At 73.7% G+C, this 15,420-nt stretch carries 17 protein-coding genes; 9 read left to right on the plus strand and 8 right to left on the minus strand.

Annotated elements, in window-relative coordinates:
- Positions 1-119: 119 nt before the first annotated feature.
- The 3 genes from ACZ47G_RS01600 to ACZ47G_RS01610 all read left to right on the plus strand — a co-directional run bounded on the left by ACZ47G_RS01600 (position 120) and on the right by ACZ47G_RS01610 (position 1,273).
- Positions 120-362: a chaplin gene (locus tag ACZ47G_RS01600; protein WP_465739429.1), complete on the plus strand. Its 243-nt coding sequence runs from the start codon at positions 120-122 to the stop codon at positions 360-362.
- Positions 363-470: 108 nt separating this feature from the next.
- The gene (locus ACZ47G_RS01605; RefSeq protein WP_465739430.1) at positions 471-740 is read left to right on the plus strand and encodes a chaplin; all 270 of its coding nucleotides are present in this window, start codon (positions 471-473) and stop codon (positions 738-740) included.
- A gap of 149 nt (positions 741-889) precedes the next feature.
- On the plus strand, positions 890-1,273 hold the full coding sequence (locus ACZ47G_RS01610; protein WP_465739431.1) for a hypothetical protein: 384 nt from the start codon (positions 890-892) through the stop codon (positions 1,271-1,273).
- A gap of 93 nt (positions 1,274-1,366) precedes the next feature.
- Here ACZ47G_RS01610 and ACZ47G_RS01615 read toward each other — a convergent pair whose 3' ends face one another.
- Positions 1,367-2,074 carry a hypothetical protein gene (locus tag ACZ47G_RS01615; protein WP_465739432.1) on the minus strand — a complete coding sequence of 236 codons (708 nt, stop codon included), beginning with the start codon at positions 2,072-2,074 and terminating at the stop codon, positions 1,367-1,369.
- A gap of 327 nt (positions 2,075-2,401) precedes the next feature.
- Between ACZ47G_RS01615 and ACZ47G_RS01620 the strand changes: the two genes are divergently transcribed.
- From ACZ47G_RS01620 to ACZ47G_RS01630, 3 genes are all read left to right on the plus strand, one after another.
- Positions 2,402-2,746 carry a rodlet layer protein gene (locus ACZ47G_RS01620; protein ID WP_350507669.1) on the plus strand — a complete coding sequence of 115 codons (345 nt, stop codon included), beginning with the start codon at positions 2,402-2,404 and terminating at the stop codon, positions 2,744-2,746.
- 84 nt (positions 2,747-2,830) lie between these two features.
- Positions 2,831-3,175: a rodlet layer protein gene (locus ACZ47G_RS01625; protein ID WP_121174808.1), complete on the plus strand. Its 345-nt coding sequence runs from the start codon at positions 2,831-2,833 to the stop codon at positions 3,173-3,175.
- Positions 3,176-3,391: 216 nt separating this feature from the next.
- The gene (locus ACZ47G_RS01630; protein ID WP_465739433.1) at positions 3,392-3,658 is read left to right on the plus strand and encodes a hypothetical protein; all 267 of its coding nucleotides are present in this window, start codon (positions 3,392-3,394) and stop codon (positions 3,656-3,658) included.
- A gap of 60 nt (positions 3,659-3,718) precedes the next feature.
- On the opposite strand, the gene hemB is transcribed toward ACZ47G_RS01630, so the two are convergent.
- From hemB to ACZ47G_RS01665, 7 genes are all read right to left on the minus strand, one after another.
- Positions 3,719-4,699, minus strand: coding sequence for a porphobilinogen synthase (gene hemB / locus ACZ47G_RS01635; RefSeq protein WP_465739435.1), 981 nt, complete (start codon positions 4,697-4,699; stop codon positions 3,719-3,721).
- An 86-nt stretch (positions 4,700-4,785) separates the two neighbouring features.
- Positions 4,786-6,432 carry a bifunctional uroporphyrinogen-III C-methyltransferase/uroporphyrinogen-III synthase gene (locus ACZ47G_RS01640; protein ID WP_465739436.1) on the minus strand — a complete coding sequence of 549 codons (1,647 nt, stop codon included), beginning with the start codon at positions 6,430-6,432 and terminating at the stop codon, positions 4,786-4,788.
- Between the two features lie 73 nt (positions 6,433-6,505).
- Positions 6,506-7,525, minus strand: a complete 1,020-nt coding sequence (hemC, locus tag ACZ47G_RS01645; protein ID WP_465739438.1) for a hydroxymethylbilane synthase — start codon at positions 7,523-7,525, stop codon at positions 6,506-6,508.
- Positions 7,526-7,566: 41 nt separating this feature from the next.
- Positions 7,567-8,907, minus strand: a complete 1,341-nt coding sequence (locus tag ACZ47G_RS01650) for a glutamyl-tRNA reductase (protein ID WP_465739439.1) — start codon at positions 8,905-8,907, stop codon at positions 7,567-7,569.
- Positions 8,908-8,932: 25 nt separating this feature from the next.
- Positions 8,933-9,829, minus strand: coding sequence for a redox-sensing transcriptional repressor Rex (locus tag ACZ47G_RS01655; protein ID WP_465740014.1), 897 nt, complete (start codon positions 9,827-9,829; stop codon positions 8,933-8,935).
- Positions 9,830-9,936: 107 nt separating this feature from the next.
- Positions 9,937-10,674, minus strand: a complete 738-nt coding sequence (locus ACZ47G_RS01660) for a 3'-5' exonuclease (RefSeq protein WP_465739440.1) — start codon at positions 10,672-10,674, stop codon at positions 9,937-9,939.
- Positions 10,675-10,837: 163 nt separating this feature from the next.
- A complete protein-coding gene (locus ACZ47G_RS01665; protein WP_380456256.1) occupies positions 10,838-11,113 on the minus strand; it encodes a glutaredoxin family protein in 276 nt (91 codons plus the stop codon).
- Between the two features lie 118 nt (positions 11,114-11,231).
- On the opposite strand from ACZ47G_RS01665, the gene ACZ47G_RS01670 reads away from it, so the two are divergent.
- The 3 genes from ACZ47G_RS01670 (at position 11,232) to ACZ47G_RS01680 (ending at position 15,347) form a co-directional block, all read left to right on the plus strand.
- Positions 11,232-12,332, plus strand: coding sequence for an HAD family hydrolase (locus ACZ47G_RS01670; protein WP_465739441.1), 1,101 nt, complete (start codon positions 11,232-11,234; stop codon positions 12,330-12,332).
- Between the two features lie 615 nt (positions 12,333-12,947).
- Positions 12,948-13,769, plus strand: a complete 822-nt coding sequence (locus ACZ47G_RS01675) for an ECF subfamily RNA polymerase sigma factor, BldN family (protein ID WP_465740015.1) — start codon at positions 12,948-12,950, stop codon at positions 13,767-13,769.
- A gap of 276 nt (positions 13,770-14,045) precedes the next feature.
- Positions 14,046-15,347 carry a DUF5667 domain-containing protein gene (locus tag ACZ47G_RS01680; protein ID WP_465739442.1) on the plus strand — a complete coding sequence of 434 codons (1,302 nt, stop codon included), beginning with the start codon at positions 14,046-14,048 and terminating at the stop codon, positions 15,345-15,347.
- Positions 15,348-15,420: the final 73 nt, after the last annotated feature.

The following is a 15,420-nucleotide window of genomic DNA, read 5'->3' on the forward strand; positions in this document are numbered from 1 at the left end:
CGCCGGTGTGCGCCGCCGGAGTGACAATCACGGCAATCCAAGAAGCCTTCGGGTGAGTATTCCTGCTCGCCCGTTTCCCGACATTCATCTTCCGTCGGGCAGAAATCGGAGGAAGAACCATGCGCAACCTCAAGAAGGCCGCCGCCCTCTCCCTGGCCGCCACCGGCCTGGTGCTCGGTGCCGCCGGCGGCGCGTTCGCCAGCTCGGGTGCCGAGGGCGTGGCCGCCGGCTCCCCCGGCGTGCTCTCCGGCAACCAGATCCAGATCCCGGTGCACGTTCCGGTCAACGTCTGCGGCAACAGCATCGGCGTCATCAGCATCCTGAACCCGGCGTTCGGCAACTCCTGCCTCAACGCCGGCTGAACCCGCGGTCGCCGACCCGGCGACAGCTGATTCACCGAGCCCGTGCCGCGCCCCGCAACGCCGGGGCGCGGCACGCTCCACCCGTGTGTGATCGAGGAGATCAACCCCATGCAGAACGTCAAGAAGGTCGCCGTCCTCTCCGCCGCCGCTGCCGGCCTGGTGCTCGGTGCGGCGGGCTCCGCCGCCGCCAGCTCGGGCGCCGAGGGCGTGGCCGCCGGCTCCCCCGGCGTCATCTCCGGCAACCAGCTCCAGGTGCCGATCCACATCCCGATCAACCTGTGCGGCAACTCCATCAACGTGATCGGTGCGCTGAACCCGGCCTTCGGCAACAGCTGCGCCAACGTGGACGTGCACCCGCAGCCCGCGGACGACTGCTGATCCCCGATCGGCACGCGTTTCGGCCGTACTGCCCCCCGACCAGCCGGCCGGGGGGCAGTTCGGCTTCTCCGGACGGGACGTCCGGAACCTCAGGGCCCGTCCCTCGGGTTTCGTCGGGCCGGGCACCACTCCACCGAAGGGTGATCCGCATGGTTTCGAAGAAGGGCGGGGCCGGGCTGGCCGCCGCCGTGGGCGCCGTGGTGCTGCTCGGTGCCGGTCCGGCGCAGGCCGCCACCGCCGGCTCGGGCCCGGAGCCCGCGGCCGGACCGGCCACGCTGGCCAAGACCGACGTCGGGCAGGCGCTGAACGGGACGACCTCCGGCCTCGGCTACGGCATCGCGCCGATCAAGAGCCTGCGCCTGGACCCGTGGGCCAACTCCTCGGCCGACGTGCTCAACAACGGCGCGACCGTCCAGCCCGACCAGGGCCTGGCCCCGGTGGGCACCGGGACGCTGACCGGGCCGCTGAGCGCCGGCGGCGGCGTCAAGGACCTCCCGGTGGTCGGCGGGCTGTCCGGCGTCCTGCCCGGCTGAGGACGCGACCGCGGACGCGCCGGAGCCCGGCACCCCTGGTCACCAGGCGGGGTGCCGGGCTCCGGCGCGTCCGGCACCCCGGCCAGGGCCCCGTCAGAGCCGGGCCAGGTCGACCAGGCCGCTCTGCTGGACGAGACCGGTGGCGGTCGAGGTGGCCGTGTCGGTCGCGTCGGACTGCCGCAGCACGCCGGTGGCGGTCGCGGTGGTGGTGTTGGCCAGGTCGTTCACCTCGTCGGTGACGGAGAGCCGGCTCTGGTCGCCGCCGAGGCTCGCGGTGGCCCCCGGGACGGTCTGCACGGCACCCGGCACCAGGTGCGGGTCCACCTCGTCCACCCGGAGCCGGCCGTCGGCGAGCTGGCCGGTGCCGTCGTGCACCAACGCCAGCGGCTTGCCCACGTCCAGGCCGGGCGTCTTGGCCTGCAGCGGCGCGGCCGGGGCGTCCAGCAGCACCTCGCCGAGGTCGGCGCCCTGATCGACCAGCGGGAGCGGCAGCTGGGCCTTGGCGCTCGGGCCGACCTTGCCGGTGGCGAGCTGGGGCACCAGGTGGTCCGGCAGCAGCCCGTTGTCGGTGGTCCGGCCGGACGCCGGCGGCATGACCAGCGAGGTCGGGATGCCGGCCGTGACGTGGCTGCCCAGCGGGGTGAGCGGCACGTCCGCCGGGACCTGCTGGGTGGACAGCTTGTCCTCCAGGGCTCCGACCTGGTCGGGGCTGACCGAGGCGGCGGAGGCCGCTCCCTGGGAGGCGAGCACGCCCGCACCGACCGCCAACAGCATCGCGCCGGCCCGCTTGGAGAACTTCATGCTTTTCACCGTTCTGCCTGTCCGTACTGGGGACGTCCTGGTGGTCCAGTACCGGAGTTCCTTCGGGGAGGGCTGCGGGACCCGCAGCCGGAAAGCAATCTGCGCAACGAGTGACCGTGAGTTCGGATTGCGGGCGTTAACCGGTTCGGCCTAATAATCCGACCGGAAACCACTCCCGGACGCGCCTCCCGGACTCTTTTCAAAAATCCCCGTAACCTTCCGTGCCGTCATTCTTTGATCTGGACGTCAGTGACTGCAGACCGGGTCTGAGCGTTCGACGCGTTGCTACGCACGGAAACCGAAAGCATTTCAGAGAGGGATCTCCCCATGATCCAGAAGTCCTTCGCCGCCGCCGGCCTGGCTGTCGCCGCGCTGGCCGGCGCCGCAGCTCCCGCCTCCGCCATCGGTGACGCGGACGGCGCAGCCGCCTCCATCGAGGGCAACGGCGGCACCAACTTCACCGGGACGGTCGGGAACAACAGCCCGAACTTCCACTTCCTGGACAACGCGAACGTCTGCCTCCCCGAGATCCACAACATCGCCGTCGGCGTCCTCGGTGTGGCCGTCCCGGTCGAGGTCCCGATCGCCAACAGCGGTGGCAAGCAGTACTGCACCCAGGGCCAGGGCACCCAGAGCCACGGCGACGCGGGCGTGTCCCACCTGGTCGGCTGACGTTCCCACAGCCCACCTCCGCACCAACCCCCCTGAATCACCCTCGAATCGCTCCCCGATTCACCCTTGAGAGGAAAACCGGAAATGATCAAGAAGTCCCTCGCCGCCGCCGGCCTGGCCGCCGCCGCCATCGCGATGTCCGCCGGCTCGGCTTCCGCCATCGTCGACTCGGACGGCGCCGCCACCTCCGTCCAGGGCAACGGCGGCACCAACCAGACCGGCACCCACGGCAACGGCAGCCCGAACTTCCACACCCTGGACAACGCGAACATCTGCCTGCCGGAGGTCCACAACATCGCCGTCGCCGTCATCGGCGTCGCGGTTCCGGTCGAGGTGCCCGTCCTGAACAGCACCCCGAAGCAGATCTGCAACGTCGGCCAGAACACCCAGTCCTCGGGCGACGCGGGTGTCTCGCACCTGATCGGCTGATCAAGGGGCATGGCACGGACGGAGGGCCCGGGGAGGAAGGTCTCCCCGGGCCCTCCGGGCTTGACCGAGGTGTCCGGCCCGGCCGCCGAACCGCTGCGGCCGACCGGGTGACCGTCCGTCCGGACCGGCGCGTGGGACGTCGGCCGGACGGGCCGAGGTGATCACCAGTCACAGCAAGGGCGCCCGTGGGGGCGCCCCCACAGAGAGGGCAGATCCATGAAGAGCAAGCTGGCCAAGGCCGCCCTGACCGCCACCGCCGCGCTCGCGCTCGCGGGTGCCGCCACCCCGGCGTTCGCCCACGTCGGCCTGGCGGGCGGCGGCGGCCTCGTCGCCTCCGGCGACCACCCGTTCGTGGCCGGGATGGAGTGGGGCGTCGGCCACACCTCCAACACCATCGCCGGCGGCTTCGGTGGCGGCGCCGCCACCGCGACCGACCTGATGGGCGGCGGCGAGGGCTTCGCGCACATCAACGGCTGGAAGTAACAGCCGGAAGGCCGGGCCGCCCCCGTCGGGGGTGGCCCGGCCTTCCGCTGTGCGCGTCCGCTACTTGAGCATCCCGGCGGCCTCGACCGCCCAGTAGGTGAGGATCTGCTCGGCACCGGCCCGGCGGAGCGAGGTGAGCGTCTCCATGATCATCCGCTCCCGGTCGATCCAGCCGTTCGCGGCGGCGGCCTCGACCATCGCGTACTCGCCGGACACCTGGTACGCGGAGACCGGCACCGGGGAGGCGTCGGCGACCTGGCGCAGGATGTCCAGGTAGGCCATGCCCGGCTTGACCATCACCATGTCGGCGCCCTCGGCGAGGTCCTGCTCCAGCTCGCGCAGCGCCTCGCGGGCGTTGGCCGGGTCCTGCTGGTAGGCCTTGCGGTCGCCCTTGAGCGAGGAGCCGACGGCCTCCCGGAACGGGCCGTAGAAGGCCGAGGCGTACTTGGCGGTGTAGGCGAGGATGCCGGTGTCCTGGTGCCCGGCCTCGTCCAACGCCCGCCGGATGACGGCGATCTGACCGTCCATCATGCCGGACGGGCCGACCAGGTGGACGCCCGCGTCGGCCTGCACCCGGGCCATCTCCGCGTAGCGCTCCAGGGTGGCGTCGTTGTCCACGCTGCCGTCGGCGGCCAGCACGCCGCAGTGGCCGTGGTCGGTGTACTCGTCCAGGCAGAGGTCGGACATGACCACCAGGGAGTCGCCGACCTCGGCGACGACGTCCCGGATCGCCTGCTGGAGGATGCCGTCCGGGTTGGTGCCCTCACTGCCGATCGCGTCCTGCACGACCGGGACGCCGAACAGCATGACGCCGCCCAGGCCGGCCTCGGCCGCCTCGACGACGGCCTTGCGCAGGGTGTCGCGGGTGTGCTGGACCACGCCCGGCATCGAGGCGACCGGGACGGGCGCGCTGACGCCCTCGCGGACGAACAGCGGCAGGACCAGCTCCGCGGGGTGCAGCCGGGTCTCGGCGACCAGTCGGCGCATCGCCGGGCTCTGCCGCAGCCGGCGCGGGCGAACGTACGGGAATTCAGCGGACACGGCTTCTCTCTCCGAACGGTTGTGCAGCGCTGGGGGCGACGAACTGCCGCCCCCAGCACCGTAGTTGGGAATCCTGTCGGGAATCCTCAGCGGGCCTTGCGGCGGGATCCCGGACGGCGCTCGCTGGGCCGGTAGACCGGCTCGCCCGCGGCCGTCGCGGTGTCCCGGCGCTTGGCTCCGAAGTCTGCCAGCGCCTGGGCCAGCGCGGCCGCCGACGGCGCCGGGGCCATCACGTCGACCCGCAGGCCGTGCTCCTCGGCGGTCTTGGCGGTGGCCGGGCCGATGCAGGCGATGACCGTGACGTTGTGCGGCTTGCCGGCGATGCCGACCAGGTTCCGGACGGTCGAGGACGAGGTGAACAGCACCGCGTCGAAGCCACCGCCCTTGATCGCCTCGCGGGTCTCGGCCGGCGGCGGCGAGGCGCGCACCGTCCGGTACGCCGTCACGTCGTCGACCTCCCAGCCGAGCTCGACCAGGCCGGCCACCAGGGTCTCGGTGGCGATGTCGGCGCGCGGCAGCAGCACCCGGTCGATCGGGTCGAAGACCGGGTCGTACGGCGGCCAGTCCTCCAGCAGCCCGGCGGCGGACTGCTCGCCGGAGGGCACCAGGTCCGGCTTCACGCCGAAGTCCACCAGGGCCTGGGCGGTGGTCTCGCCGACCGCCGCGACCTTGATCCCGGCGAACGCCCGGGCGTCCAGGCCGTACTCCTCGAACTTCTCCCGGACGGCACGGACGGCGTTCACCGAGGTGAAGGCGATCCACTCGTAGCGGCCGGTGACCAGGCCCTTGATGGCCCGCTCCATCTGCTGCGGGGTGCGCGGCGGCTCGACCGCGATGGTCGGCACCTCCTGCGGCACCGCGCCGTACGAGCGCAGCTGCTCGGACAGGCCGTGGGCCTGCTCCTTGGTGCGCGGCACGAGGACGTTCCAGCCGAACAGCGGCTTGGTCTCGAACCAGGAGTGCGAGGCGCGGTGGGCGACCTGCTCGCCCACCACGGCTATCACCGAGGTCGCCGGGTCCACCGGGGCGGAGACCGGCGAGGGCAGCACCCGGGCCACCTTGAGGTCGGCCGCGATGGTGGACAGCGTGGAGGTGAAGGTGCGCTGGCGGGTGGTGGTGCCGGAGAGGGTGGCGCTCAGCGCCGACTCCGGCTTGCGGCCGTTGGAGACCAGCGCGCTCGCGGTGGCCGGCAGCTGGCCCAGGGTGGTGCGGACCACCAGGGTGGTCTCCGGCGCGCCCAGGTCGACCGGGGCGCCGGACAGCAGCTGGCCGCCGTCCACGAAACGGACGTCGGTGCCGGCCGCGCCGCGCAGCGGGACGCCCGCGTACGCCGGGACGCCGACCGACTGGGCCACACCCGGGATCACCTCGAAGGGGATCCCGTCACCGGCGCAGCTGAGCATCTCCTCGGCGGCGCAGCCGTCCAGGCCCGGGTCGCCGTCGACGGTGCGGACCACGTGCTTGCCGGCCCGGACGGCCTCGGCGACCAGCTTGGCCAGGTCGAAGCCGGTGCCCTCGGCGGCCGGGGCGTGCACCTGCACACCGGTCGGGCAGTGGGTGCGCACGGCCGCGGCGGTCAGCGGGTCGGCGACCAGGATGTCGGCCGAGGACAGCACCTCGACGGCGCGCAGGGTCAGCAGGCCCGGGTCACCGGGGCCCGCACCCAGGAAGGTGCACCGTCCGGTGGGCTGCCCGGCCGGGAACAGGGCATCGGTGGCGGCGGTGGGGCTCATGCGCCCACCTCGCTACGCTCGGCGGTCTCTTCGCGAAACGCGCACCTCTTCATGATTCGCTCGCTTCGCTCGCTCATCGGGCTCGCTCCCCCATCAGGGTGGCCGCGCCCGCGTCGAGCAGCCGGGCGGCCAGGGCGTGGCCGAGGGCCCGCGCCTGCTGCTCGGCGGTCTCGTCGAGGACGATCGGACCGTTGGCGGACATCTTCAGCAGGGCGGCGCCGTCGGGGTCGCCGACCACGCCGTCCAGCTGCAGTTCGTTCTCCCGGCCCCAGGTGGCCAGTGCGGCGACCGGGGCCGAGCAACCGGCCTCCAGGGCGGCCAGCAGAGCGCGCTCGGCGGCCACGGCGACCCTGGTGGGGGTGTGGTCCAGCAGGGCGAGCGCGGCGGTCAGCGAACCCCCGTCGGGAAGCACAGCGGCGGTGGTGCACTCGATCGCGAGCGCCCCCTGGCCCGGGGCCGGGACCATCAGCTCGGGGTCGAGGTACTGGGAGATCTCGGCGCTGCGGCCGAGCCGGTTGAGTCCGGCGGTGGCCAGCACCACGGCGTCCAGCTCGCCGGCGCTCACGTAGCCGATCCGGGTGTCCACGTTGCCGCGGATCGCGACGGTCTCCAGCTGGGCCTCGCGGGCCCGGGCCCAGGCGTTCAGCTGGGCCATCCGGCGCGGGGAGCCGGTGCCTATCCGGGCCGGGCGGCCGGCCCCGGCCAGCTTCTCCACCAGCTCGTCCAGGGTCAGGCCCTCGGCGGCGACCAGGGCGTCCCGGGCGTCCTCGCGCGCCGGGACGGCGGCCAGCGTCAGGCCTTCGGGCGCGGCGGTGGGCAGGTCCTTGAGCGAGTGCACGGCGAAGTCGATCCGGCCCGCCAGCAGGGCGTCCCGCAGTGCGGAGACGAACACGCCGGTGCCGCCGATCTGCGCGAGCGCCTCCCGGGAGGTGTCGCCGTAGGTGGTGATCTCGACCAGCTCGACGGGGTGGCCGGTGAGCCTGGTCACCTCGCGGGCGACCATGCCCGACTGGGCCATGGCGAGCGCGCTGCGCCGGGTGCCGAGCCGCAGGGCGGCGGCCGGAGCCTGCTCGGAGAGCGGTTGACCATTCATGAGGTGATCGTCCCGGTGGTACTCGTGGGATGGCTGACGGTTCATCTGGTGCTCCCGGCCGAAGGCTGGGGGCGGCCGCCGACGGGCGTGCCCGACACGGCGTGCACGGCCGCCGGGTCGAGGTCGAACAGCTCGCGCAGGGCGTCCGCGTAGGAGGCGCCGCCGGGCTCGGCGGCCAGCTGCTTCACCCGGACGGTCGGGGCGTGCAGCAGCTTGTCGACGACGCGGCGGACGGTCTGGGTGATCTCGGCGCGGGAGCGCTCGTCCAGGTCGGGCAGCCGGGTGTCCAGCCGGCCCAGTTCGGCGGCGACCACGTCGGAGGCCATCGCCCGCAGGGCGACCACGGTCGGCGCGATCCGGGCGGCCCGCTGGGCGGCGCCGAAGGCGGTCACCTCGTCGGAGACGATCCGGGTGACCTCGTCGACGTCGCCGGCGCCGGGGCTGGCGGCGTGCGCGTGGGAGAGGCTCTCCAGGTCGACCAGCAGGGCGCCGTCCAGCTCGTGCACGGCGTGGTCGACGTCGCGCGGCATGGCGAGGTCGAGCAGGGCGAGCGGCCGGGGCGAGCGGCGCACGGCCACCGCGGCGGCCACGTCCTCGGCCCGGACCACCACGCCGGCCGCGCCGGTGCAGGAGATCACCAGGTCGACGTCGGCCAGTGCCTCGGGCACCTTGGCGAGGTCCAGGGTGCGGGCCACGTCCGGGCCGAGGATCTCCACCAGGCGCTCGGCGCGGGCCGGGGTGCGGTTGGCGATCAGCAGGTCGGTGACCCCGGAGCGGACCAGGGTGGCGGCGGCCAGCGAGCTCATCGACCCGGCCCCGACCACCAGCGCGCGCTTGCCGGCGATCTCGCCCGCGCCCGCGGCGACCTGCTCCAGGCCGAAGGTGACCAGCGACTGGCCGGCCTTGTCGATGCCGGTCTCGCTGTGCGCCCGCTTGCCGACCCGCAGGGCCTGCTGGAACAGCTCGTTCAGGTCGCGCCCGGCGGTGTGCTCGTCCTGGGCCTTGGCCAGCGCGTCGCGCAGCTGGCCGAGGATCTGGCCCTCGCCGACCACCATCGAGTCCAGGCCGCAGGCCACCGAGAAGAGGTGGTGGACGGCGCGGTCCTCGTAGTGGACGTACAGGTGGGAGGTCAGCTCCTCCAGGTCCACCCCGCTGTGGTGGGCCAGCAGCAGCGACAGCTCGGCGACGCCCGCGTGGAACTTGTCCACGTCCGCGTACAGCTCGATCCGGTTGCAGGTGTTGAGCAGCGCGGCCTCGGCGACGGTCGAGGACGCGGCCGCGTCGTGCAGCAGCCGGGTCGGGACCTCACCGGTCAGCGCGGCGCGCTCCAGCACGCCGACCGGGGCCGTCCGGTGGCTCAGTCCGACGACGAGAAGACTCATGCCCGTCCCCCACAGCTTTCGGTGTTCATGCGGGCATCACCGCGGACAGCTCGCCCTCGCCGCCCTTGGCGGACTTGCCCTTGGCCGACTGCTCGGCCTGGTCCTTGGCCGCCGGCTCGGCGCCGCCGCGGCCCTTGGCGGTGCCGCCGGCCGCCCGGCGCAGCTTGGCCGCGGCCGCGCGGACCGGGCCGGGGGCGCGGTCCAGCACGGACTCGGTGCGGTCGGGCTCCTCACCGGCCTTGCGCTGCTCGTGGAAGGCGAGGATCTGCAGCTCGATGGAGAGGTCCACCTTGCGCACGTCGACGCCGTCCGGGACGGTCAGCACGGTCGGGGCGAAGTTCAGGATGCTGGTCACGCCCGCCTCGACCAGCCGGTCGCAGACCTGCTGGGCGGCGCCGGGCGGGGTGGTGATCACGCCGATGGAGACGTGCTGGCTCTCGACGATCGCCTCCAGCTCGTCCATGTGGCGCACCGGCAGCCCCGCGGCGGTGGAACCGACCACGTTGGGGTCGGCGTCCAACAGGGCGGCGACCCGGAAGCCGCGGGAGGCGAACCCGCCGTAGTTGGCGAGGGCGTGGCCGAGGTTCCCGATGCCGACGATGACGACCGGCCAGTCCTGGGTCAGACCGAGCTCGCGGGAGATCTGGTAGACGAGGTACTCGACGTCGTAGCCGACACCGCGGGTGCCGTAGGAGCCGAGGTAGGAGAAGTCCTTGCGCAGCTTGGCCGAGTTCACGCCGGCGGCGGCGGCCAGCTCCTCGGAGGAGACGGTCGGCACCGAGCGCTCGGAGAGCGCGGTGAGGGCCCGCAGGTAGAGCGGGAGCCGGGCGACCGTCGCTTCCGGGATGCCCCGGGCACGCGAGGGTCGGCGCGCGGCGCCCTGGTCGGGCGTCTGCGAACTGCTCTGTGGTGATCGGCCGATTGCCACGGTGCTCCTGTGGGTGAAGCTGGGCTTTGGCAGCCAGGCTAAGCGTTTGTGAACGTGTGCACAAAGATGGTGTCCGTTTTGTCCCCGCACAGTGATGCGCATCACGCCGTTGTACTCATAACACCGGCCTGGGTCAGAACCAGCTCCGGGGCCGCGGAACCGGGCAGCCAGGGGCCGTACGGGGCCTCCCGGCGCACCAGCGGGACGGCGCCGCCGGACGGCCGGGACCGCGCCCGGCCCAGCCGCGGCCAGGGCACCCGGGCGGCCTCGCGCAGCGGGCCGGTCCAGTCGTCCGGCGGGCAGGACGGGGCGCCCGCGCAGTGCCGCAGCAGCTCCGCCGTCACCCGGGCGTCGCCCAGCGCGGTGTGCGCCGGGTACCAGCCCAGACCGGCCGCCTCCACGCAGGCCGCCAGGCCGTGGCTGCGGGCCTCCGGCAGGTGGGCGCGGGCCAGCCCCATGGTGCACAGCAGCGGGACGGGCGGCAGCGGCACCCCGATCCGGGCGAACTCACGGTCCAGGAAGGCGTGGTCGCAACTGACGTGATGGCCGACCAGCACCCGGCCGGCCAGCAGCTCCAGCAGCCGGGGGGCGATCTCCCGGAAGCGCGGGGCACCCTCGACGTCGGCCTGGTGTATCCGGTGCACATGGGTCGGGCCGACCGGACCCAGCGGGTCCAGCAGGGTCGCGAACTCGCCCTCGGGGCGGAGCCGGGCGTCCAGCAGCACCACCGCGACCTCGACCACCCGGTGCCGCCACGGACTGCGGCCGGTCGCCTCCACGTCCACCACCGCGAAGCCCTCGCAAGCTACGGGCGTCCCTGGGACCGGGCGGGGAAGCATGACGGCACTCCTCGTGTGCTCAGCCCCCCACGGGCGCAAACGCGTTCGATCGTAAGCCGACCGAGGCGCCCCGCCCCAAGCCCGGACGGAGTGTCTTTGGCAACGATTCGGCGAACCGCCCCCGCCGGTCGGCGGGGGCGGTGGTGCCCGTACGAGCGTCTCGTCAGGCGCCCAGGGCCTTGCGCAGACGGCTCTCGTCGACCCGCCAGAAGTCGTGCTGGCGACCGTCGATCAGGGTGACCGGGATCTGCTCCCAGTAGCGGCGGTACAGCTCCTCATCCCGGGTGATGTCCTTCTCCTCGAAGGTCGCGCCCAGCTCCGCCGCCACCCGGACGATCACCTCCCGGGCCTCGTCGCACAGGTGGCAGCCGGGCTTGCCGACCAGGGTCACGGTACGGTCCGCCGGCTCGGGGCTCTTACGTCGCAGCAGTGGGCTCACCCCGTCATTGTGGCGGCTGCACACCCGCCCGCCCCCGGGGCGGTGGCGGGGAGCTGTTCACCGCACGGGCACGGCTCCGTCACGGCCGCTCCCCGCCCGGCTGGATATGCTCGATGACATGGCCGTGCTCCGAAGGCTCACCCAGGCGAGGCGCTCCACCACCGAGCGGAGCGCCCTGGCGGGCGAGGCCGCCGCGGCGGCCGCCGAGGCCGCGCTGCGCGCCGAACCGCTGCTCTCCCCCGCCGGCCCCGCCGGGGACGACACGGCCGCGAACGGCACCCTCGCGAACGGCACCCTCGCGGACGACACCCTCGCGGACGCTCCCGCCGGGAACGCCGCCGCCGGGCATGCCCCCGGGACAGAGGCCCCCGAGGCCGCGGCGGCGGGCAAGGCCGGGAAGGCCCCCAAGGCCCCGGCCGGGAACCACACCCCCGACCGGGACGACCCGCGCGCCGCGGCCTTCTTCGACTGCGACAACACCATCCTGCGCGGCGCCGCGATCTTCTACCTCGGCGTCGGCCTCTACCGGCACGGCTTCCTCACCCGCCGCGACATCGCCCGCTTCGCCTGGCAGCAGGCGCTCTTCCGGCTGAACGGCACCGAGGACCCGGACCACATCTCGGACGCCCGGAACACCGCCCTCGGCATCGTGGCCGGCAAGCGCACCGCCGACCTGGAGGTGATCTGCGAGGAGGTCTTCGAGCAGGTCGTCGCCGACAAGATCTGGCCCGGCACCCGCGCCCTGGTCCAGATGCACCTGGACGCCGGCCAGCGGGTCTGGCTGGTGACCGCCGCCCCGCTGGAGGTGGCCCGGATCATCGCCCGGCGGCTCGGCATGACCGGCGCGCTGGGCACCGTCGCCGAGGCCCGGGACGGCCACTACACCGGCCGCCTGGTCGGCGACCTGCTGCACGGCCCGGCCAAGGCCGCCGCGGTGAACGCGCTGGCCCGGCGCGAGCGGCTGGACCTCGACCGCTGCGCCGCCTACAGCGACTCGGCCAACGACATCCCGATGCTCTCGCTGGTCGGCCACCCGTACGTGGTGAACCCGGACGGCGCGCTGCGGCGGCACGCCCGGGCGCAGGGCTGGCGGGTGCGCGACTTCCGGACCGGCCGCAAGGCGGCCCGGGTGGGGCTGCCGGCGGCGGCCGCGCTCGGGGTACTCGCCGGGGCGGCGGCGGCCGGGGTGGCGCTGCAGCGGCGCCGTCGGCGCGGCTGAACTCCGGCCGGCCCGGGGCCGGCGTCGGGACGAACTCCGGCCGAACTTCCGTCGGATCCGGCCCGACCCCCGTCCACGGAACCGTTTCTGCCGCTCTTCCCACCGCTCCCCCGCGCGGGTGAGAAGGCGTCAATCAGGGGCCTGACCTGGCCCCTCGTACGAGCGAACTCCCAGCTCCGACACGGCCGTCCGGGCCGATTGTCCGAACCTGTCACCCGGTGACCGGTTCTGATCGTTCGCCAGGCCGGGAAAGTCAGGGGTTGCCGAGCCCCAAGGCTGGGAAACCGCCCCCAGTACCGCCGAATTGGTCACCCTGGGCGCCCGAACGGTCACGTTGAGCCGGATGAACGATGACATCTCCGGTCAGTGTCAGCCGAATATGCACAACAAATGGATCCCAAACGACCACTTCGACCACACGGTGTAGCTGTCATTGCACAAAGCGTTATTCTCTCCTGGATGCACGTCACCCATGCATCCCGCTCGAACGGGTGTCATGGGGAGTGCTCTCCGCGCAGGCGGAGGTGATCCGTCCACAGTTCTGCCTCTGGGAGTCCCGTGTACCCACCCGTCCGGAACGACGCGCCTGCACCCTCCCGCCCGTCGTCCGCGTCCCTGCGCCCCCGCACCGGCCTCCGCGGCCGCCCGGCCGCCGAGCGGCAGATCTCCACCGGCCTGGACCTGTTGCGCACGCTGCTCCTCAGCCAGCTCGCCACCACACCCCAACTCGTGCCCGCCGGAGGCCCGTTCGGCCACCAGCACAGCCCCGGGACGGCGCTGCGCACCACCGCCGCCGGCTCGACCGGCACCGGCTCGCGGGGCCGCACCGGCAGCTCCGGCGTCGGCCGCAGCCGTACCCGCACCGCGCCGAGCCCCGGCTACGAGACCGAGCACAACCCGATCATGGAGCTGGTCGAGCGGGCCCAGGCCGGTGAGAGCGAGGCCTTCGGCCGGCTCTACGACCACTACGCGGACACCGTCTACCGCTACATCTACTACCGGGTCGGCAGCCGGGCCACCGCCGAGGACCTCACCAGCGAGACGTTTCTGCGCGCGCTGCGCCGGATCGGCACCTTCACCTGGCAGGGGCGGGACTTCGGCGCCTGGCTGGTCACCATCGCCCGCAACCTGGTCGCCGACCACTTCAAGTCCAGCCGGTTCCGGCTGGAGGTGACCACCGGCGAGATGCTCGACTCCAACGAGTGCGAGCGCAGCCCGGAGGAGTCGGTGCTGGAGTCGCTCTCCAACGCCGCCCTGCTGGACGCGGTGCGCCGGCTCAACCCCCAGCAGCAGGAGTGCGTGACGCTGCGCTTCCTGCAGGGCCTCTCGGTGGCCGAGACCGCACGGATCATGGGCAAGAACGAGGGTGCGATCAAGACCCTCCAGTACCGCGCCGTCCGTACCCTGGCCCGACTCCTCCCGCCCGACGCGCGGTGAGGCGACGGTGACCGAGGGGGCGATAGCCCGGCGACGGAGCCGCCCCGACGGCCCGTCACCACGCCCATCCGACCGACACGTCCGGGTGAACGGTCGGTCCGATGATCAGCCGTGCGTAACCGACCGCCCGCACCGCTCGTTGGCCAACGTGCAAGCCCCCACCAGGCGTACGGTCAAGCCGAATTGTGACCTATCACCCGATGGAGTGGCTTTGGCCCGCCGGGGCAACCGTCCGGCAGGCCGGGGTGTCGACAACGACGAAGGGAGGTGTGGCCCGTGACGGCAAACGTGCTGGAGCACCGGCGGGCGAAGGCCTTCGCCGAGGCGCTGGAGGCCCACCAGGCGGAGCAACGCCGCGCGGCCGACGCCGAATCGGCCAACGCCGCTGCCGGCGAGGCCGGTTCGGTCGCGATGGCCGAACTGGTCGGTCTGGCCGACGCACTGGGGGCACTGCCCGGACCGGCCCTGGACCAGGAGGTCCGGACGGTCCAACGCGCCCAGCTGATGGCCGCGTTCGAGCAGGCCTTCGCGGGCGGGCCGGGCGCCACGGTGCCCCGCCAGCGCCGCCACCGGGCGATCCGGACGGCGCCGCGCGGCCGGTGGAGCCGCCGCTTCGCGATCGGCGGGCTGGTCGCCGGGCTCGCCGTCGGCAGCCTGGCCGGGGCCGCCGCCGCGAGTACCAACGCCCTCCCCGGGGACACGCTGTACGGCATGAAGCGCGGCCTCGAAGGGCTCCGGCTGGACCTCGCGGACTCCGACTCGGAACGCGGCGAGCTGCTGCTCGGCAACGCCGCCACCCGGCTCGGCGAGGCCAACACCCTGGTCGGGCAGACCGGTTCGGCCACCGGGCTCAGCCCGGCCACCGTCGACCGGGTCCGCCGGGCGCTGGACGACATGCACGCCGACGCCCTCAAGGGCCGCGACCTGCTGCGCTCGGTCTACCGCAGCAACGGCTCGCTGGACCCGATGCGCGCGCTGGCCGGCTTCGCCCAGGACGAGGACGGCCGCTGGAGCGAGCTGCAGGGCCGGCTGCCCGTCCAGCTCACCGATCAGGCCCACCTGGTGAACCAGCTCTTCGACGACATAAGCGAGGACGTCGCGCCCCTGCGCCTGGCCCAGCCCCCCGCCAAGAGCGGTGGCGCGGCCGGCACCGGAGCGGGCGACGACTCGTCCTCCTCGACCGGCGGATCCCCGGCCGGCTCCGGAGCGAACGGCTCCGGCACCGCCCCCGGCTCCGGGCAGCCCCAGGACGGCACCGGCAACGGCAGCCGCCCCGGCAGCACCGACCGCTCCCCGGCCGACACCGGCGGCACGGTCGGCAGCGGCGGCAAGGGCGGTGGGCTGCCGAGCACCCTGCCCAGCAGCGCCCCGGACGCCGTCAACGGCCTGGTCGGCAACCTCACCAACGGGCTCACCGGGGCCGGCCGACCCTCGCCGAGCGCCGACGCGGCCCCGCCGCAGGTGCCGCAGCCGCCGTCGGGTGCGCCCAGCACGCCGAGCGGCGCCCAGCAGGGCGTGGACGTGCCCCCGCTGATCCCCGGCCTGCTGCCCGGGCTGCGGATCCTCGGCGGCAGCTGAGCGGCACGCGACCGGCCCCGGCGGACGTTCCGCTGGGGCCGGTCGCGTCGGGGCCGGTCGCATTGGGGCCCCT

The organism is Kitasatospora sp. NPDC030952 (genome assembly GCF_055571335.1).